This window comes from Micromonospora sp. NPDC003776 (genome assembly GCF_053605645.1).
In genome coordinates this window covers 1-17,062 of the sequence record NZ_JBSGJR010000082.1, presented here as the reverse complement: position 1 = coordinate 17,062, position 17,062 = coordinate 1, and the positions used below count along the sequence as shown (strand labels likewise).

Genomic DNA, 17,062 nt, shown 5'->3' with positions numbered 1-17,062 from the left:
GGTCCCTGGGTGGGCTGCGGCGGGGCGGCCGGGGCCGCCTGCGCGGCGGCGCCTCCGGTGGCGACCAGCGCGGCGGAGATCACCGCCACCCCGGCGAGGCGGGACAGCAGCGGCGGTAGGGCGTGCGGCCGGGTTTCGCTCGACACGTGGGTCCTCCCTGGACTCGTGGTACCAGAACGACCGGAGTCTATGGAGCCGCTGACCTGATGTCGACGACCGTCGACCCGTACGGCGCGCGCACCGGCCATCGCCGGAGCGCCGGTGGCATGATCGCGGACATGCCCGCAGAGCTGAGTACGCCGTATCCCGTGGTCGACGTCGACGTGCTGGACCGCAACCTGACCGCGATGGCGGCGGCCGCCGCCGGGCGCGGGATCACCCTGCGGCCCCACGCCAAGACCCACAAGTGCCTGCAGATCGCCCGCCGGCAGCGGGAGGCCGGCGCGGTGGGGCTGACCGTCGCCACGATCGGCGAGGCCGAGGTGTTCACCGAGGCCGGCTTCACCGACCTCTTCATCGCGTACCCGATCTGGGCGTCGCCGGCCCGCGCCCGGCGGCTGCGCGCGCTCGCCGAACGCGCGTCGCTGCGGGTCGGGGTGGACTCGCCGGAGGGCGCCGCGCTGCTCGCCGACGCGGTGCGGGGCACCGGTGTCGAGCTGCTCGTCGAGGTCGACAGCGGGCATCACCGCAGCGGGGTGCGGCCGGAGTCGGCCGGCGAGGTGGCGCTGGCGGCGGACCGGCGTGGCGGGCGGGTCGCCGGGGTGTTCACCTTCCCCGGCCACGGCTACGCCCCGGGCCGGCGGAACGAGGCGGCGGCCGACGAGGCCACCGCGCTGGACCGGGCGGCAGCGGCGCTCACGGCCGTCGCCATCGATCCGACGGTACGCAGCGGCGGCTCGACGCCCACCGCGTCGCTGGCGGATCCCCGGGGGCTCACCGAGATGCGCCCCGGGGTGTACGTCTTCAACGACGCGCAGCAGGTCGAGCTGGGCACCTGCGGCTGGCCGGACGTCGCGCTCACCATCGCCGCCACGGTGGTGAGCCGGTCCGGGTCGCGGGTCATCCTCGACGCGGGCAGCAAGGTCCTCGGGGCGGACCAGCCGGCCTGGGCGACCGGGTGTGGCCGGCTGCCCGACCATCCCGACGCCCGCGTCACCGCGCTCTCCGAGCACCACGCCACGGTCACCTTCCCCGCCGGCGTCCCCGTCCCGGCGCTCGGGGACGTCGTACGGGTGGCCCCCAACCACGTCTGCACCGCGGTCAACCTCGCCGACGAGTTCGTCGTGGTCTCCGGCGGCCGGGAGGTCGACCGCTGGGCCGTCGCCGCCCGCGGCGCCAACAGCTGAACCGGCCCGGCCGGGGCGCGCCGACCCGCCGTACCGCCGGCGCCGGCACGGTCCTAGGCTGAGCTGTGCACGGGGTCGTGACCAGGGAGGGAACGCCATGAGCCAGACCGAGCGGACCGACGTCGCAGACGAGTGGAACGTGGCCGAGGACGACGGCGTGCTGGACGCCTCGGACACCCTCGACGACGACCGGGTGGGTGATCCCCTCGACACCGGGATCGTCACGGCGGACCACTGGACGGCGGCGAACCGGTTCGGCACCACGCCGGCGGAGGAGCGGGCCGGGGAGTCCCTCGCGCAGCTGCTCGCCCAGGAGGAACCGGACATCGACCCGTACGCCGAGCCGGCCGACGACGAGGACGAGTTGAGCCGCCGGGGGTACGAGCGGGAGGCGCGGACCGGACGCCTGGTCGCCCCGGACGAGGGCTTCGGCGAGGACCAGGAGGCGGACTCGGTCGCCTGGGACGCCGGGATCGACGGCGGCGGGGCCAGCGCGGAGGAAGCCGCGATCCACCTGGTCGAGGACCCGGACGGCCCGGGCGACGGCCCGCTGCGGTAGCGACCGGTCCCTCAGCGGGCTGGGCTCACGACCCCGGGAGCCTCCGGCGGGTCGTCGTCGAGGCCGGCGTCCGGGAGGGTGGGGGCGTCGGTGGGATAGAGGCCGGCGGCGAACCCGTACACCTGGTCGCCCGCCCGGGGGATCTGGGCGAAGCGGCGGGCGAGCGCCTGGACCTCCGCCCAGAAGTTCCGCACCTCCTCGATCGGGATGCGGGCGTGCACCAGCGTGCACCGCAGCTCGTCGGCCGCGTGGGCCGCGGCGGATTCGGCGGCCGCCTCCGCCAGTCCGTTGATCGCGGCCACGACCTGCTTGTCCTCCGGCCGGTTGAGCGCCCCGACGTAGTAGGTGCGGGCCACCCGCCCGTAGAAGCGCTCCTCGATCGCCCGTACCCGCCGGGTCCGCACCACCCGGAGCAGGCCGGCGGTGACCAGCAGGTTCACGTGGTACGCGACGCTGCTCTTGGGCCGGTCGACCGCCTGCGCCAGCTCGCCGACCGTGGCAGCGCGTTCGAGCAGCAGCTCCAGCAGGGTGGAGCGCAGCGGGTCGGCCAGCGCCCGCAGCTGGTCGGGCGCGCTGACCACCAGCATGTCGTCGAGGTCGTAGTCCGGGATCCGCTCATTGACCGACATTTCTCGACCGTTCTAGAATATTGGATCATTCGATCACCGTGGTCCGATGACAGGAGTGTAGAGATGGCCGAGGTCGTCCTGTTCCACCACGTCCAGGGGCTCACCGACGGAGTCCGCGCCTTCGCCGAGGAGCTCCGCGCCGGCGGGCACACCGTGCACACGCCCGACCTGTTCGACGGGAAGCGACCGGCCACCCTGGAGGACGGGCTCGCCCTCGCCCGGCGGATCGGCGACGAGGCGCTGACCGGGCGCGCCGACCGGGCCGTGGCCGACCTGCCCGCCGGCCTGGTCTACGCTGGCTGCTCCTGGGGCGCCGCCCGGGCGCAGCGGTTCGCGCAGACCCGCGCCGGTGCCCGCGGTGCACTGCTCTACGAGGCGTGCATCCCGGTCACCGGCGAGTGGGCCTTCGGCCCGTGGCCCGACGGGGTGCCGGTGCAGATCCACGGCATGGAGAAGGACCCGTTCTTCGCGCTCGAGGGCGACCTCGACGCCGCCCGCGAGCTGGTCGAGATCGTCGGCCCCGACCGGGGCGAGCTGTACCTCTACCCGGGCGACCAGCACCTGTTCACCGACAGCTCGCTGCCGTCGTACGACGCGGAGGCGACGGCGCTGGTGGTGGAACGCTCGCGGGACTTCCTCGACCGGCTCGGCTGATCCCCCACCTTTCCTGCGCGGGCGGGCACGGCCGGCCGTCCGCGCAGGTCAGGAGACGGTGAGGGTACGGGTGCCGCTGTAGCCCGCCAGGTGATCGGTGTCCGCAGGCTTGTGGATCCGGTAGTAGTACGTGCCCCGCGACGACGGCGTGATCGGGAACTCGTACGTGCTGATCGACGTCAGCGGGCGACTCGTGACGGTGGTCCACGAGCCGTTGACCAGCCGCTGCAGATACACCACCTGCGTGGGGTGCCCGGGTGCCACGGACCCGGACAGGGTCACGGATCCGCCCAGCGCGGTCGAGGTACGCGACAGCGTCGCGCCCACCGCCGTCCGCACCCCCACCGGCCGCAGGGCGCTCGCGCTGCCCAGGAACGTCGCCGAGCCCCCGTAGTTCCACCGGTAGTCCACGCTCCACCTCGGCGGGTGGGTCAGGGTCACCGCGCCGGTGCCGGTGCTGGTGGCGGCGCCCACCAGCAGCCAGTTCCTGGTGCCCTTGCGGCGGACGTACAGCTGCACCGGCACGCCGGCGATGCCGGCTCCGGTGTCGGAGCGGGTCAGCCGCCCGGAGACCGTGACCCTGGCGCCGTACGTGACAGAGGTGGCGCTGGTGGCGCCGCTCAGCGCGGTACCGGCGCGATAGATGTTGCGCAGCACGACCAGGTTGCTGCTGCGGTCGGCGAGCACCGCGTCGACCCGCTTGTCGCCGTTGATGTCCCCCAGCGCGAGGCCCTGGCTGTGATAGTTGCTGTTGAACGGGACGGGGTAGGAGACCGGGGCACCGAGCGTGCCGGCCGACGCCTGCAACAGCACGCTGACCTGGAACCAGCCGCCGTGCGCGAGGACCAGGTCCTGGCGCCCGTCCGCGTTCAGGTCGGCCGCCTTGACGGGCTGCGGGGTGTCCGGCGTCTGATAGACGACGGGCGCGGCCAGGCCGCCGGTCGAGGTCTGTGGGAAGACGTTGAGCAGCGCACCAGGGACGTTGCCGCTGACCGTGACCGCCACGTCCGCGCGCCGGTCACCGTTGACGTCGGCGATCTCGATGCCTTCCTGTACGTCCCAGTACCCGAAGACGGGGGTGTGCGCGGTACGGGTCCATCCCGTGGTCGCGTGGTGGTAGATGAGCACGTCGCGGCGCCGGCCGCAGACGGCGATGTCCGGCCAGCCGTCGGAGTCCACGTCGCCGACCGCGATCGCGTACCCCCACTCCGGCCCGACGGGGGACGCCACGAAGACGCCGACGGGGTCCTGGCGCAGCAGTTGCGTGCCGGCCTCACCGTTGACCACGAGGTCCGTGTCGCCGTCGCGATCCATGTCGGCGGCGGCGATGAACTCGGCGCCCACGGTGCCGGCGACGAGGCGCCCCATCGCCAGCTTCCCCTCCGTCGTCTGGGTGAGGAGCTGGACGCCCGCGCGGGTGGACAGCGCCACGTCCCGCCGCCCGTCACCGTTGGCGTCCAGCACCATGACACCCATGCCCGCCCGGTCGCCGGAGCTGAGGCCCGTCCGGTACCGGACCGGCGAGCCGAGCGAGCCGTCCCCCTGCTGCGGGAAGACGAGCAGGTCGTAGACATCGGACGGGTCGGCGTCGACCATCATGCCGAGCAGCACGTCGGCCCGGCCGTCGCCGGTGACGTCGCCGATCGCGGTCGCCTCCGGGACCGGCCCCACCGGAATGGCCTGGGCCGGCCCGAAGACCGGCTCGGCGACGGCGTCGGCGGCGACCGTCGACAGCGCACCCACCGGTGGCGCGGCGGAGGCGACCGGCCCGAGCGGGGCCAGGAGAGCCGGTACGAGCGTGGCCACCGCGATACGACGAAGCGCCATGACGTTCCCCCATGTCCGGCCGGAGCCGATCGATGGGCTGAGTGTTCCACGGGTGTGACAACTCCGCTCGTCATGGCTCCCACGGCCTCGCGGGTCTCGTCCGCTCGTGAGCGGTCGGTGGTGCGATGTAACGGTCACCCGGGTGCGTCGCGCTTCCAGGGCGGTGAAGTCGAGCCTGGACGAAGGGCACGGGCGTGTCTGATCTCTCCGTGGTGGGACGCGAGCGTGTGGCACTGGCCGCCATCGCCGATGCCGTGGTGGCGGCATCGGTAGGCCGGGGCCTGCGGGTGGCGGTGACCTGTCCCGCGGCCCGCCTCGCCCTGGTCGGCCACCTGGCGCAGGCGTTGCACGCCCGTGGCCGGACCTGCCGCTGCCTGCCCGCCGAACCGGACCCGTCGCAGCCGGAAGGCGGTCCGGTGCTGGTGGTCATCGTGAGCGGATTCGACACGGAGACGGACCGTGCCGTGCAGCGGGTGAACGTCAGGGTCACCCCCGCCGGCGTCCCCACCGCCCGCCGTGCCGAGGCCCACCCCGGGAACACGGACAAGCCGTCGGCGGCGGGTGGGGAACCGGACATCATCCTCGACTACGGCGACCCGGACGGCCCCCTGATCCGCTACATGGCGCCGCACCTCGCCATCGGTGGACAGCCGTAGCGACCGCCGGCCCCGGCCGCCGGTCGGCCGCCTGCGGCCGGCCGGTCAGGCGAGCTGTGGCACCCGGGACTCGCGGCAGGGTTCGATCGCGAGGTCCGCGGAGAGCGCGCGGAGGAAGTCGGGCGCGTCGAAGATCGCGCCGGCGGAGGCGACGCCACTGGCCCTCGTCCGGCCGTCGAGGATGCGCTGGACCGCCTCGACCGCGAGCGGCGCGCTGATGGCGTAGATGTCCCGGCCGCTGGCGACGACGCGGCGTTGCGCGTCGCCGGAGCGCACGACGACGTCGACGGTGAACGTCTGGGCGGACCGGCCGCGCTCGTCGACGGCGGCCGGCGCGGGTGTGTCGGGACCGGCCAGGTCGTTGGCCGCGTCGGCGGTCATGTACGTGCGCACCTCGGGGACGGACAGGTGGCTGGGGACGGTGACGACGTCGGCCATGGTGAACTCGCCGAGCACGGTCCGGCGGCCGGTCGGCGCGGGAAAGTCCCAGTCCAGGATCGGCAGGTCACCCTCGTCGAGGTGGTACTCCAGCCGGCCACCGGTGTAGCGGACCCGCCGGCCGTCGCGCCGTTCCCGGGAGACCGCGCCGGAGGCGATGGTTCCGGCCGTGGGATGCCAACTGCTCAGCCCGTACGCGATGTGCGCCTCGTCGGCCGCTGTCCAGTCACCCATCGCCGTCGTGACCAGCAGGTCGCCGAGTCCGCCGTAGAAGGCCATCGCCGGGACCACCGCGACGCCGGCGGCCCGGGCGCGGTCGGTGAAGTGCGTGAACGTGTCGACGTTGGCCTCGATCTCGGCCGCCACGTCCACGTACGGGATCCCGGCACGCAGGGCGGCCTCGATCACCGGAGCCGCGGTCGAGGCGAACGGGCCGGCGCAGTTGACGACCGCGGCCGCGCCCGCCAACGCCCGGTCGAGCGAGGCCGGATCGTCGACCGACGCCACCCGGTGGTCGAGCCCCGGATGCGCCGCCGCCAGCGCCCGGAGCCGGCCCGCGTTGCGGCCGAGAAGCAGCGGGACGAACCCGCGATCGCGCAACTCCGTCACCACGAACCGCCCGGTGTGCCCGTACGCGCCGAACACCGCCACCGTCTTGTCCGAAACCATCTGCGGTTCCTCCTCGAAAGATCGTCTGAGGAGATCCTTCGGCAGCGGCCGACCCCCGACCAGTGTCCGGAACGCCATGCCCCGTACAGTTTCGGACATGGCCACTGTCGCGCTCGCCGCCACCGACGGGATGCTGCACTTTGAGCTCGCCATGGCCTGCGAGGTCTTCGTCCGCGACCCCTCCGGCCTGGCGGACCCGTGGTACGACCTCGTGATCTGCGGCCCGGGCCCGGTCCGGGTGGGCAGCTTCCGCGTTGAACCTGACGACGGGCTGGACCGCCTCGCCCGCGCCGACACCGTGATCATCCCCGCCGTCGAGGACATCGACGCCGAGGTGCCGCCGGAACTGCTCGACGGCGTCCGCGCGGCCCACGAGGCGGGCGCCCGGATGGTCTCCCTCTGCACGGGGGCGTTCGTGCTGGCCGCCGCCGGGGTGCTGGACGGGCTGCGCGCGACCACGCACTGGGCCCACACCGAGGCGCTGGCCAGCCGCTATCCCCGGGTGCAGGTCGACCCGGACGTGCTCTACGTCGACAACGGCACCGTGCTCGCCTCCGCCGGCAAGGCCGCCGCGATCGACCTGTGCCTGCACCTGATCCGCCGCGACCACGGCTCGACGGTCGCCAACGCCGTCGCCCGCCGCCTGGTCGTGCCGCCGCACCGCGCCGGCGGCCAGGCCCAGTTCGTCACCACCCCGGTGCCGGCCCGCGACGACCACCCCCTCGCCGCCCTGCTCCCCTGGGCGATGGAGCGGCTGCACCTGCCGCTGACCGTCGAGGACCTGGCCCGCCAGGCGAACATGAGCTCGCGCAACCTGGCCCGCCACTTCCGGTCGGCGACCGGCACCACCCCGCTGCAGTGGCTGTCGACGCAGCGGATCCGGCGGGCCCAGGAGCTGCTGGAGAACACCGACGCCGGCATCGATGTCATCGCGGAGGCGGCCGGCATGGGGACGGCAACTACCCTGCGCCGGCACTTCCACCGCACCGTCGGCGTACCGCCGGACGCCTACCGCCGCACCTTCCGCAGCGCCCGGCCGTCAGCGGCCTCCTGATGTCTCAGGCACGCGCCGGCACCGTCATTCCTCGGGCCATGGGTGGGGTTCGATCAACAATGGCCGGCCGAGGTTCTCGCGGTAGGCCACCTGGCCCACCGGGAGGCTCGCCAGTTGAGCCACCGACGAGTTCCGCTCAACGACGTGCCTGATCCACGTCACCACCACCGCGCCGGGCTGATTCGGGTCGTTCACACCGTCGCCGACGATCCAGGAGTTGTCGCCGGTATGGATCACCTCACGCGCTGGCTGCGCGCCCGAGTGCTCGTGAACCGTGACCTCGCCATCGTTCACGGCGGCACCAACTTTGCTAGCCCTCGGCCGCGGGTCCCAGGTCGCCGGCCCTGACCGTCCTCGCCACCTCGCTCAGGTCGTTGTCCAGCTGGTGATCGCGCCCGGGCAGCCGGTGCAGCTGTGCCTGCGGAATGGCGCGGGCGTACAGGTCGGCGTGCGACGGCGGGGCGGTCTCGTCCCCGAGCCCATGGAACACGTGCACCGGCACGCCGTGCGGCAGCCTCGCGCCAAGGTCGTCGGGCAGCTCGAACTCGTCGCCGGGCCACCCGCCCGCGCCGACGAACGGAGCGGCGATCAGCACGATCGTCCCCGGCTTCCGCTCGGGTGACCGTTCAGCGAGCGCGTTGACGAGGATGGTCCCGCCCACCGAGTGGCCGACGACGACCGCGCCATCCTCCAAGGCCGCCAGCTCACGCCGGATGGCCGCGCTCCACCTGGTGTAGCTCGGATCGTCCTCGTCGGGCATGCGCGGGTAGCGGACCTCGTAGCCCTCCCCCAGCTCCCGCCGCAGGCTGTCGCACAGCTTCTCATCCCATTCGTCGTGCACGCCCGCGCCGCCGCCCTGAATGAACAGAACCTGCCGGGTCCCTGCCATGATGATCCTCCTCCGCGCCCCCGTTCGATCCTCGCCGCCGGTCGGGGCGGACCCGGCGCCCGGTCAGCCCGGTCGGCGGGACCAGCCGGCGGCCAGGCGCAGGAAGAGCCGCACGGCGAGTACCACGATGACGATCACCGCCGGTACGGCCAGCAGCACCCAACGGCCACCGAGCAGGTTGCCGGCCCCGAGCACGGCGAGCGCGAGGCCCTCCCCCAGCAACTCGCGTCCGCTCAGGGGCTCCCGGCGAAGCGGCCGCTGATGCTGCTGCCTCTCCATCCGGAGCAGCCGGACCGCGCGAAGCGCCAACAGCACGCCAATCCCGAGGCAGACCCAGCCCGATAGCAAGTGCACGGCACCTCCTGGCGGCTTCCTCGGGCTGACCGAGGTCGCGCATGGGCGACAGGCCAATCCTGGCATCAACCCGTACGCGCCGCTGCCCGCCCGTCCCTCCTGAGCACGCTTGAGCTGCGTCAACGGCCATCGGCATCCGCCGTTGTGCATGGCCACCGTCACTCAGCTGGTCATCCTGCAGGTGCCAGGCTGAACGGGGCTGGTCTCTGCCTCATCGCTGTGGCGGCTGGCACGACACAGGCTTGTCGCGTGGCCTTATCCAACGACCGTCAGGAAATCCGAGTAGAACAGGCCCAGACCGACCGCCACGCAGACGCCGGCCACGATCCAGAACCGGACCACGATATTGACCTCGCTCCATCCACCTAGCTCAAAGTGGTGGTGCAACGGCACCATCCGGAAGACACGTCTACCGGTGGTCCGGAACGAGACGATCTGGATCACCCAGGTCGTCGTGACGATGACGAAGAGCCCGCCGATCATGATCGAAAGCAGCGTGGTGCGGGTTGCCACCGCGAGCCCGCCGATCAGGCCGCCGAGCGCGAGCGAGCCCACGTCCCCCATGAAGATCCGCGCCGGGGACGTGTTCCACCACAGGAAGCCCACACAGGCGCCGGCCGCCGCCGCCGCGATCATGGCGATCTCCAGGGGATCCCGGACCTGGTAGCAGTATTCGTTCACGCGGGCGTACGCGTCGTCGGCGCACCAGTGCCGGTACTGCCAGAACCCGATCAGCGCGTACGCGCCGAACACCAGGATCGACGCTCCGGTGGCCAAGCCGTCGAGGCCGTCGGTGAGGTTCACGCCGTTCGACATCGCCGTGATCACGAAGACGAACACGATCACCGAGCCGACCTTGCCGACGTCGAGCCAGCTGATGTCGCGGATGAGCGAGATGTGCTCGCTGGCCACCGTCTGGCCGTTGGTGCTCGGCACGTGGAGCGCGGCGATGCCGAACCCGCCGCCGACGATCGCCTGGCCGAGCAGCTTGCCTTTGGCGGACAGTCCGTCGGAGTTGCGCCGGAGCACCTTGAGGAAGTCGTCGAAGAAGCCGACCGCGCCGCAGAAGACGAACAGCCCGAGCAGCACCAGGGCCGTCATCGTGGGGCCCTCCTGCGCGATCTGCCGCTCGGGCAGGGTGGCCAGGGCGAGGTGCCCGGCGACGTAGGCGAAGACGGTCGCCACGATGAAGACGACGCCGCCCATCGTGGGCGTGCCCTTCTTGCCCTGGTTGCTGGCGAGCCCGATGGATCGGATCGGCTGGCCGGCCTTGAGCGCGGTGAAGACGCGAATCGCCACCGGCGTGCCGAACAGGGAGATGATGAACGCGACCGCGGCTGCGACGATGACCGCCCTCACGGGCGAACCGTTACGAGATCCGGATCTCTCACGGCGTCCCCACCGAGCTTCCAGATCAGCGCCTGATGTATCGACCTGAGCTGGCCGTGCAGACAGTCCATAGCGGGATCATTGATCACGAGCCAGGAGCCTGCCATCCGACCGCAAGCGGCGCAGCCCCTGGGCCTCACAGCGTCGTGGTTCGTAACTCGCCGACCCGAGTCCGACGACAGTCATGCCGGGCCAGCTCCGAGGCGTTTTGGCGTCGAGTTCGAGCAGCTGTGGCGGCACGCTCGCAGTCACCCACTAGATCCTCGGACGCCCGCTGGCTCGATCGTCCCGGAGCCATCGGGCAGCCGTAGGGCCAGCGCCAGGGCCAGGCCGGAGCAGACGTAGAAGGCCACCTGTATGCCATTCTCCGACGCGGGCACGGCCAGCAGCGCGGGTACGACGACAACCGGGAGCCGTGCGAGGAGACGTTTCCGGGCACCGGTCGCCCAGACTGCCGCGATCAGGCTAGAGCCGCCCAACCACCCGAGGAAGCTGACGCACGGCACGGCGAGGAGGTAAGCGCTGACCAGCCCGGACACGTCCACCCCGTCACCGGACGAGACCTGGTGAGCCAGCGTGACCGCCACGAAAGCCAGCGAGATTGCCGCCAGCGCAATCGGAATGTTCCAAAAGAACCAGGCCACGCCCCAGCCAATTGAGCCGGCATCGCTGCGCGAACTCCGCACCGTCAGCACCTCCAACGTCCGCACAAGCGCCACGGACGGCCCGCTGGCTCGACTTGACTCCAGCTGCGCGCGGGCGGCCCCCTGGCTGGGCCGCCGATGGAAGCGTGGCGCACTCCACGGCCACAAGCGATCAGCCGTCCGTCCACCGTCAGTTTGGAAGTGTCTGATCGCCAAGCAGATCATCGTGAACCTGCTGGTGGTAAGGCTCATCGTCCAGAGAGCGAGTGAGAGCCCGGGCAGGGAGACGCCCTTGCTGCCGCGTGACTCGCGGCAGAAGAGGATGTGTACAGTGACCCCTGTCAGCGATGAGGGGAGGTGAGCTCGGTGAACACCCAATGTCACGTCTGGGCGCTCCACCCGGCCATCCCTGTCTGCTGACCTCGCGTCGGGGAGCGCCCTCCTAACCGGAGGAACAATGACCTTCTCCCCGTTCCGTATCGACGTACCCGACGAGGTGCTCGACGACCTGCGGGTCCGACTGGCCCGTACCCGCTTTACCGACCGCAGCGGCGATCAGCCGTGGCAGGCCGGCACCGACCCCGACTACCTGCGGCACCTGGTGTCCTACTGGGTCGACGGGTTCGACTGGCGGGCTCGTGAGGCCGAGCTCAACGCATTGCCGCATTACCAGGCCCAGATCGGCGGCCGGCGTATGCATTTCATTCGCGTACCCGGGCTGCGTCCGGCGGGCGCGCCCGCACCGCTGCCACTGATCCTGAGTCACGGCTGGCCTAGCAGTTTCGTGGAGATGCTGCCGCTGGTCGACCGTCTGACCGACCCCGGGAAGTACGGGGGCGATCAGGCCGACGCCTTCGACGTGGTAGTGCCCTCGCTGCCCGGCTTCCTCTACTCGGAGCTGCCGAAGGGCCCGCTCACCCGCGCTTCGATGGCGCAGACGTTGCACCTGTTGATGACCGATGTCCTTGGCTACCAGCGCTACGGCGCCTTCGGCGGCGATGTCGGCGGCGTGGTCACCGGCTGGCTGGGCGCGCTGTACCCCGAGCAGGTAGCGGGCATTCACATGATTCACCCACCGTTCCCGGCCAGCTTCGACGCCCACCCGCTGTCGCCCGCCGAGCAGGCATTCCTGGACGCCGAGGCCGCGTATGACGAGACCGATGGCGGCTACAGCGCCATCATGGGGACCCGGCCGGACACCATCGCCGCGGCGCTGGTCGACTCACCAGCCGGGCTGGCCGCCTGGCTCATCGACAAGTACCGAGACTGGAGTGACAACCAGGGGGACCTGGAAAGCCGGTTCGACCGGGACACCCTGCTCACGATCATCACCCTGTACTGGACCAGCGGCGCTATCGGTTCCTCGTTCCGCCAGTACTTCGACTTCGCCCACAACAGCCCACGGCCCGACATCACGGTGCCGTCCGCGTTCACGGTGAGCACCGAACCCTCGCATGCCAACTTCCCCCGCGAGATCGCCGAACGCGCCTGCACCAACATCCAGCACTGGAGTGAACCAGGTAGGGGCGGGCACTTCATGCCGCTGGAGGAACCGGACCTGCTCGCCGGCGAGCTGAGGCAGTTCTTCACGTCGCTCCGCCCGTACTGATCAGCAAGGGAGCCGGGTCATACGGCCCGGCTCCCGCTGCCGGTTACCGCATGAGGTCGAGTCGGCGTTGAACCGCGGCCTTCCTGTCGCCCCGGATGCTGGCCGACTTCGCTTCGGGGCTCCTGGCGGCGGTACCGGTCCACTACCGCTCACTTGTCGCCCTGGCTGCGGGCACCGGCCTGAGGTGGGGTGAGTGCGCCGGCTTGCAGTGGGATGCCCTCGACCTCGCCCTGGGCGTGGTCCGGGTCATCCGCGTCGCCGAGGAGGTCTCGGGTCACGTCAACATCAAGCCCTACCCGAAGTCGAGGACCGGCCGGCGTTCGGTCCCGATCCCACCGTTCGCGGTGCAGTCGCTCATCGAGCACCAGCGCGCCAACTGGACCGACGGCCAGCTGCTCGTCTTCACCACGGGCACAGGCGAGCCGATCCGTCGGGGCACCTTCCGGAGCCGGGCATGGAAGCCATCCGTGCAACGAGCCGGTCTGCCGGCGGCATTGCGCTTTCACGACCTACGGCACTCCTACGCAACCTGGTTGGTCTCAGACGGCGTACCGATCAACGACGTGGCAAAGGTGATGGGGCACGAGCAGACGTCCACGACGTTGAATCGCTACACCCACTCAACGGCTGAGCGCGACCGCAGGGTGTTGAAGTCCTTTGCTGCCTTCTCGCTGCCTCCGGGCGAGAACTGACCCTCATAGACGAGTCAAGGCCCCTCGATTGAGGGGCCTTGAGCTTGCATTATTCATGGTGGGCGATACTGGGATCGAACCAGTGACCTCTTCGGTGTGAACGAAGCGCTCTCCCGCTGAGCTAATCGCCCTCAGCGCCGATGACTCTACCTGATCCACTAGCCGGACCAAAAACCCGGGGGTCAGTGCGTCGCGAGGTAGTGCATCGCCCGGGCCACGAGGTCGATGCCGAGGCTGTACTTGAGCGAGAGCCACACCACCGCGGAGACGAAGACCAGGCCGACGGCGCCCAGCAGGAAGCGCACGCCGAGTGACCTGCTGGTCACCCAGCGGGTCCAGGCCTGGACGTGGCGGCGGGTGAAGGCGAGCAGCCGGCGGGCCCAGTGGAACTCGACGGCCCAGACGCCGAGGCCGGCGATGACGAGCAGCCAGCCGGGCCCGGGCAGCGGGATGAGGGCGATACCCACGGTGACGATGAGCGCGCCGAGGATGCCGATGAAGATCTTGAGCGCGACCCGGCCGGTGGGGTTGGCCCGGATGAGTTCGAGGGTGGTGTGCAGCCGCCCCCGCCAACCGCTGCGGCGTCGCTCCAGGAGACCCTGGGGACCGCGTTCGACTGGCACCTCGTACCCCCGCCTTTCGGCTGTTCGGGCCGCTCCTTTCGGTGGGTCGGCCATGGTCGCGAAGGGTTCCTCAGTGGAGCCGAGGACCATTTCCACCCCCAGTGTCGCCCGGGACCGTCACCCCTGCTGAGGACTGGACGTTACCGGAGTAAGTCGACGACTGAACCACCCGTTGCCGGGCCGGATCACGGACTGGGCGAAGCGGAAATCCTACAAGAATTTTCACATTCTCGGCGGCGTTCCGAACCCCTTCCCACCACTGGGTGAAGTCAGCGTATGGCGGAGCGTAGCCAGGAGTAGCACCTGAGTATGGGAAAAGCGGGACACGCGCGTTCCGCAGCGGTGCCGGGGGGAGAACGTCCATGAGTGTCATCCGACCGACGACCGTAGAGGTCGAGACGTCGCTAAGGCTCGTCGCGCCTGACGCCACCGCCTTGCCGGTGCGTGCCAGTCTGCGTTACGACCCTGCTGACCCGTATGCGGTCCATGTCCTGTTCCACGCCGAATCTGCCGGCGGTGAGGCGGTGAGCTGGTCGTTCGCCCGCGAACTGCTGGTCACCGGGCTCGACGAGCCGGCCGGCATCGGCGACGTCCGGGTGTGGCCCTGGGCCACCCCACGAGGCGACTTCGTCGCGCTCGCGCTGTCGTCCCCGGACGGCAACGCCCTCTTCGAGGTCCCGCGCAGCGTGCTCGTGCGGTTCCTGCGCCGGACCTACGTCGTCGTCCCGCGCGGCCGCGAGGCCGAGCACCTGGACGTCGACACGGCGGTGAACCGGCTGCTCGCCGGCCGCTGACGACGCACCCCGGGGCCGCGCGGATCTGCCGAGTCCGCGCGGCCCCGGGCCGTCACCGGGGTACGGCGTCAGCCGTGCGTCGTGATCCCGCCGTCGACCGGGATGACCGCCCCGGTCAGGTACGCCCCGGCCCGGGACGACAGGTAGATCGCGGTGCCCGCCATGTCCTCGGGACGACCGATCCGGCCCAGCGGCACCTGCTGCTCGATGGCGGACCGGGACGCCGGGTCGTCCAGGGCGAAGGCCATCATCTTGCTCTCGAACGGCCCCGGCGCGATCGCGTTGACCGTGATCTGCTCGCCGGCGAGCTGGTGGGCGAGGCTGCGGGTGAGCATGTGCACGGCCGCCTTGGTGGCGGAGTAGGCGTACACCTCCATCCACGGCACCCGGAGGCCGTCGATCGAGCCGATGTTGATCACGCGGGCCGGGTCGTCGGCGGTGGCCGTCGCGCGCAGCGCCGGCAGCAGCGCGGTGGTGAGCCGGAAGACGGCCTTGACGTTGACCGCCCAGAGCTTGTCGAAGGCGCTCTCCGGGTACGACTCCAGCGGCGCGCCCCAGGTCGCGCCCGCGTTGTTGACCAGCACGTCGAGCCGGTCGCCGGTGCGCTCCCGCACGGCCGCGGCCAGCCCCAGCGCGCCCTCGTCGTGGCCGAGGTCGGCGGGGATCGCCTCGCACGAGCCCTCGGCGGCCAGCTGCCCGGCCACGGTCTCGCAGACGTCCGCCTTCCGGGACGAGATGATGACCTTCGCGCCGGCCTGCACGAAGCCCCGGGCGATCATCAGTCCGATCCCCCGTGAGCCCCCGGTGACCAGGACCGTCTTGCCTTCGACCGAGAACAGATCCGTCATGCCCATCCCATCGCGAGTCGGCGGTGGCCGCGGATCGGTCCGGCGGTCCGGCGACCCTGGCGCTACCGATCGGTAACCTAACCGTCCCGCGTCCGGCCGACAAGAGCGGCCCCGACCCGCGGAAATGCCGAGATGCAGGATGCAGCGCCGCCGGTTAACGTCGGGACGATGGTCACTACCGGACAGCTTCCCCCGTCCAGCCGTACCGACCTGCCTCCCGCCCGGCCCGACGCCGACGAGATCGGCACCGGAGCGCTCGCCGAGCTCGCGCCCGAGCCCGGCTGGCCCCGCCCGGTCCTGCTCGGCGCCGAGCTGCTGATCCTGGTCACCGGCGGTCACGGCACCGCCGAGCTGGACTTCCGGGCGGTGCCCTGCCGCCCCGGCACCCTGCTGCGGGTGCGCCCCGGCCAGGCGCTGCGCTGCCTCGGCCCGCACCTCGACGCGACGGTGGTGCGCTGGGGCGCCGGGACGCTGCGCGGGCTGGACGTCGACCCGGACGCGGTGCCGGCGTACCGGCAGCTCGCCGGCGAGGACGAGGACGCCGTGATCAGCGAGGTGACCCAGCTGGCGGTGGACGCCGACCGGCACGCCGGGGTGCCCGCGGCCCGGGCGCTGCTGCGTCACCAGCTCGCGGTGCTGCTGCTGCGGCTGAGCCTGCTCCCGGTCGCCGAGGAGCCACCGGCGCACCGGGCGGAGGCGGAGACCTTCCGCCGGCTCTGTCGCGAGGTGGAACGCGGCTACCAGCACACCCGCCGGGTCGAGGACTACGCCGCCCGGCTCGGCTGCTCGGTGCGTACCCTGACCCGGGCCTGCCTGGCGGTGACCGGCCGCAGCGCCAAGCAGGTGATCGACGAGCGGGTGGCGTTGCAGGCGTGCCGGCTGCTCGCCGCCACCGATGAGCCGATCGCCCGGATCGGCCGCCGGCTGGGCTTCCCGGAGCCGACCAACTTCGGTCGCTTCTTCACCCGGGAGGTCGGGGTCAGCCCCGGCGCCTTCCGGGCCGGCCGGGAGCGGGCGATCCCGGTCCGCATGGTGCGGCCCCGTCCGCCCGCCGACTCCCCGGCAGGTCCCGGCCGGGCATGATGGCAGGGTGCAGATCTCCGCGCGCGGCGACTACGCGGTCCGGGCCGCACTGAGCCTGGCCGAGGCGTACCCCCGGCTGCTGTCCACCCAGGCCATCGCGACGGACCAGGACATGCCCCGCAAGTTCCTGGAGGCCGTGCTGGCCGACCTGCGCCGGGCCGGGGTCGTCCGGGCGCAGCGCGGCGCCGAGGGCGGCTATACCCTCGCCCGGCCGATGACCCCGGTGGTGCACAAGAAGGGCTGCCGGGAGATGGAGGGCTGGGAGGCCCTCGACTACGCCCGCCAGCGCTACGGCCTGCCGAACG

Annotated in this window: 20 protein-coding genes and 1 tRNA gene; 10 read left to right on the top strand and 11 right to left on the bottom strand. The window is 71.7% G+C overall.

Annotated elements, in window-relative coordinates; translation table 11 throughout:
- Positions 1-206 precede the first annotated feature (206 nt).
- Entirely contained in the window at positions 207-1,346 is a 1,140-nt protein-coding gene (locus ACWEVO_RS10295; protein ID WP_452307243.1) for an alanine racemase, read from the top strand.
- A 97-nt stretch (positions 1,347-1,443) separates the two neighbouring features.
- Positions 1,444-1,905 carry a DUF5709 domain-containing protein gene (locus ACWEVO_RS10290; protein WP_452307242.1) on the top strand — a complete coding sequence of 154 codons (462 nt, stop codon included), beginning with the start codon at positions 1,444-1,446 and terminating at the stop codon, positions 1,903-1,905.
- A gap of 11 nt (positions 1,906-1,916) precedes the next feature.
- On the opposite strand, the gene ACWEVO_RS10285 is transcribed toward ACWEVO_RS10290, so the two are convergent.
- On the bottom strand, positions 1,917-2,534 hold the full coding sequence (locus tag ACWEVO_RS10285) for a helix-turn-helix domain-containing protein (RefSeq protein WP_452307241.1): 618 nt from the start codon (positions 2,532-2,534) through the stop codon (positions 1,917-1,919).
- Between the two features lie 63 nt (positions 2,535-2,597).
- Here ACWEVO_RS10285 and ACWEVO_RS10280 point away from each other — a divergent pair, with 63 nt between their 5' ends.
- Positions 2,598-3,188 carry a dienelactone hydrolase family protein gene (locus tag ACWEVO_RS10280; RefSeq protein WP_452307240.1) on the top strand — a complete coding sequence of 197 codons (591 nt, stop codon included), beginning with the start codon at positions 2,598-2,600 and terminating at the stop codon, positions 3,186-3,188.
- Positions 3,189-3,236: 48 nt separating this feature from the next.
- On the opposite strand, the gene ACWEVO_RS10275 is transcribed toward ACWEVO_RS10280, so the two are convergent.
- Positions 3,237-5,015, bottom strand: coding sequence for an FG-GAP repeat domain-containing protein (locus tag ACWEVO_RS10275; RefSeq protein ID WP_452307239.1), 1,779 nt, complete (start codon positions 5,013-5,015; stop codon positions 3,237-3,239).
- 194 nt (positions 5,016-5,209) lie between these two features.
- On the opposite strand from ACWEVO_RS10275, the gene ACWEVO_RS10270 reads away from it, so the two are divergent.
- Positions 5,210-5,671, top strand: coding sequence for a hypothetical protein (locus ACWEVO_RS10270; RefSeq protein ID WP_452307238.1), 462 nt, complete (start codon positions 5,210-5,212; stop codon positions 5,669-5,671).
- A gap of 45 nt (positions 5,672-5,716) precedes the next feature.
- Here ACWEVO_RS10270 and ACWEVO_RS10265 read toward each other — a convergent pair whose 3' ends face one another.
- Positions 5,717-6,778, bottom strand: a complete 1,062-nt coding sequence (locus tag ACWEVO_RS10265) for a saccharopine dehydrogenase NADP-binding domain-containing protein (RefSeq protein ID WP_452307237.1) — start codon at positions 6,776-6,778, stop codon at positions 5,717-5,719.
- A 97-nt stretch (positions 6,779-6,875) separates the two neighbouring features.
- Between ACWEVO_RS10265 and ACWEVO_RS10260 the strand changes: the two genes are divergently transcribed.
- On the top strand, positions 6,876-7,832 hold the full coding sequence (locus ACWEVO_RS10260) for a helix-turn-helix domain-containing protein (RefSeq protein ID WP_452307236.1): 957 nt from the start codon (positions 6,876-6,878) through the stop codon (positions 7,830-7,832).
- 24 nt (positions 7,833-7,856) lie between these two features.
- Here the strand turns inward: ACWEVO_RS10260 and ACWEVO_RS10255 are convergent, their stop codons facing one another.
- From ACWEVO_RS10255 to ACWEVO_RS10235, 5 genes are all read right to left on the bottom strand, one after another.
- Entirely contained in the window at positions 7,857-8,126 is a 270-nt protein-coding gene (locus tag ACWEVO_RS10255) for a hypothetical protein (RefSeq protein WP_452307235.1), read from the bottom strand.
- 16 nt (positions 8,127-8,142) lie between these two features.
- Entirely contained in the window at positions 8,143-8,721 is a 579-nt protein-coding gene (locus ACWEVO_RS10250; protein ID WP_452307234.1) for an alpha/beta fold hydrolase, read from the bottom strand.
- A gap of 63 nt (positions 8,722-8,784) precedes the next feature.
- Complete coding sequence (locus ACWEVO_RS10245) at positions 8,785-9,075, bottom strand: hypothetical protein (RefSeq protein WP_452307233.1); 291 nt, start codon at positions 9,073-9,075, stop codon at positions 8,785-8,787.
- A 255-nt stretch (positions 9,076-9,330) separates the two neighbouring features.
- Positions 9,331-10,434, bottom strand: a complete 1,104-nt coding sequence (mraY, locus tag ACWEVO_RS10240; protein WP_452307232.1) for a phospho-N-acetylmuramoyl-pentapeptide-transferase — start codon at positions 10,432-10,434, stop codon at positions 9,331-9,333.
- A gap of 278 nt (positions 10,435-10,712) precedes the next feature.
- The gene (locus ACWEVO_RS10235) at positions 10,713-11,150 is read right to left on the bottom strand and encodes a hypothetical protein (protein WP_452307231.1); all 438 of its coding nucleotides are present in this window, start codon (positions 11,148-11,150) and stop codon (positions 10,713-10,715) included.
- A gap of 415 nt (positions 11,151-11,565) precedes the next feature.
- Here ACWEVO_RS10235 and ACWEVO_RS10230 point away from each other — a divergent pair, with 415 nt between their 5' ends.
- Positions 11,566-12,717, top strand: coding sequence for an epoxide hydrolase family protein (locus ACWEVO_RS10230; RefSeq protein WP_452307230.1), 1,152 nt, complete (start codon positions 11,566-11,568; stop codon positions 12,715-12,717).
- A gap of 95 nt (positions 12,718-12,812) precedes the next feature.
- A complete protein-coding gene (locus tag ACWEVO_RS10225) occupies positions 12,813-13,409 on the top strand; it encodes a tyrosine-type recombinase/integrase (protein WP_452307229.1) in 597 nt (198 codons plus the stop codon).
- A 56-nt stretch (positions 13,410-13,465) separates the two neighbouring features.
- Here ACWEVO_RS10225 and ACWEVO_RS10220 read toward each other — a convergent pair.
- Together ACWEVO_RS10220 and ACWEVO_RS10215 are read right to left on the bottom strand one after the other, a co-directional pair.
- Positions 13,466-13,540, bottom strand: a tRNA-Val gene (locus tag ACWEVO_RS10220).
- A 51-nt stretch (positions 13,541-13,591) separates the two neighbouring features.
- Positions 13,592-14,122, bottom strand: coding sequence for a TIGR02611 family protein (locus tag ACWEVO_RS10215; RefSeq protein ID WP_452307244.1), 531 nt, complete (start codon positions 14,120-14,122; stop codon positions 13,592-13,594).
- Positions 14,123-14,394: 272 nt separating this feature from the next.
- Here ACWEVO_RS10215 and ACWEVO_RS10210 point away from each other — a divergent pair, with 272 nt between their 5' ends.
- Complete coding sequence (locus tag ACWEVO_RS10210; protein WP_007457244.1) at positions 14,395-14,826, top strand: SsgA family sporulation/cell division regulator; 432 nt, start codon at positions 14,395-14,397, stop codon at positions 14,824-14,826.
- 68 nt (positions 14,827-14,894) lie between these two features.
- Here the strand turns inward: ACWEVO_RS10210 and ACWEVO_RS10205 are convergent, their stop codons facing one another.
- Positions 14,895-15,674 carry an SDR family oxidoreductase gene (locus ACWEVO_RS10205; RefSeq protein WP_452307228.1) on the bottom strand — a complete coding sequence of 260 codons (780 nt, stop codon included), beginning with the start codon at positions 15,672-15,674 and terminating at the stop codon, positions 14,895-14,897.
- Between the two features lie 168 nt (positions 15,675-15,842).
- Here ACWEVO_RS10205 and ACWEVO_RS10200 point away from each other — a divergent pair, with 168 nt between their 5' ends.
- Together ACWEVO_RS10200 and ACWEVO_RS10195 are read left to right on the top strand one after the other, a co-directional pair.
- Positions 15,843-16,757 (top strand): helix-turn-helix transcriptional regulator, encoded by a 915-nt coding sequence (locus tag ACWEVO_RS10200; protein ID WP_452307227.1) that lies wholly within the window; start codon positions 15,843-15,845, stop codon positions 16,755-16,757.
- A 7-nt stretch (positions 16,758-16,764) separates the two neighbouring features.
- Positions 16,765-17,062, top strand: a 298-nt coding sequence (locus ACWEVO_RS10195) for an Rrf2 family transcriptional regulator (RefSeq protein WP_452307226.1), incomplete at its 3' end; no start/stop codon positions are given.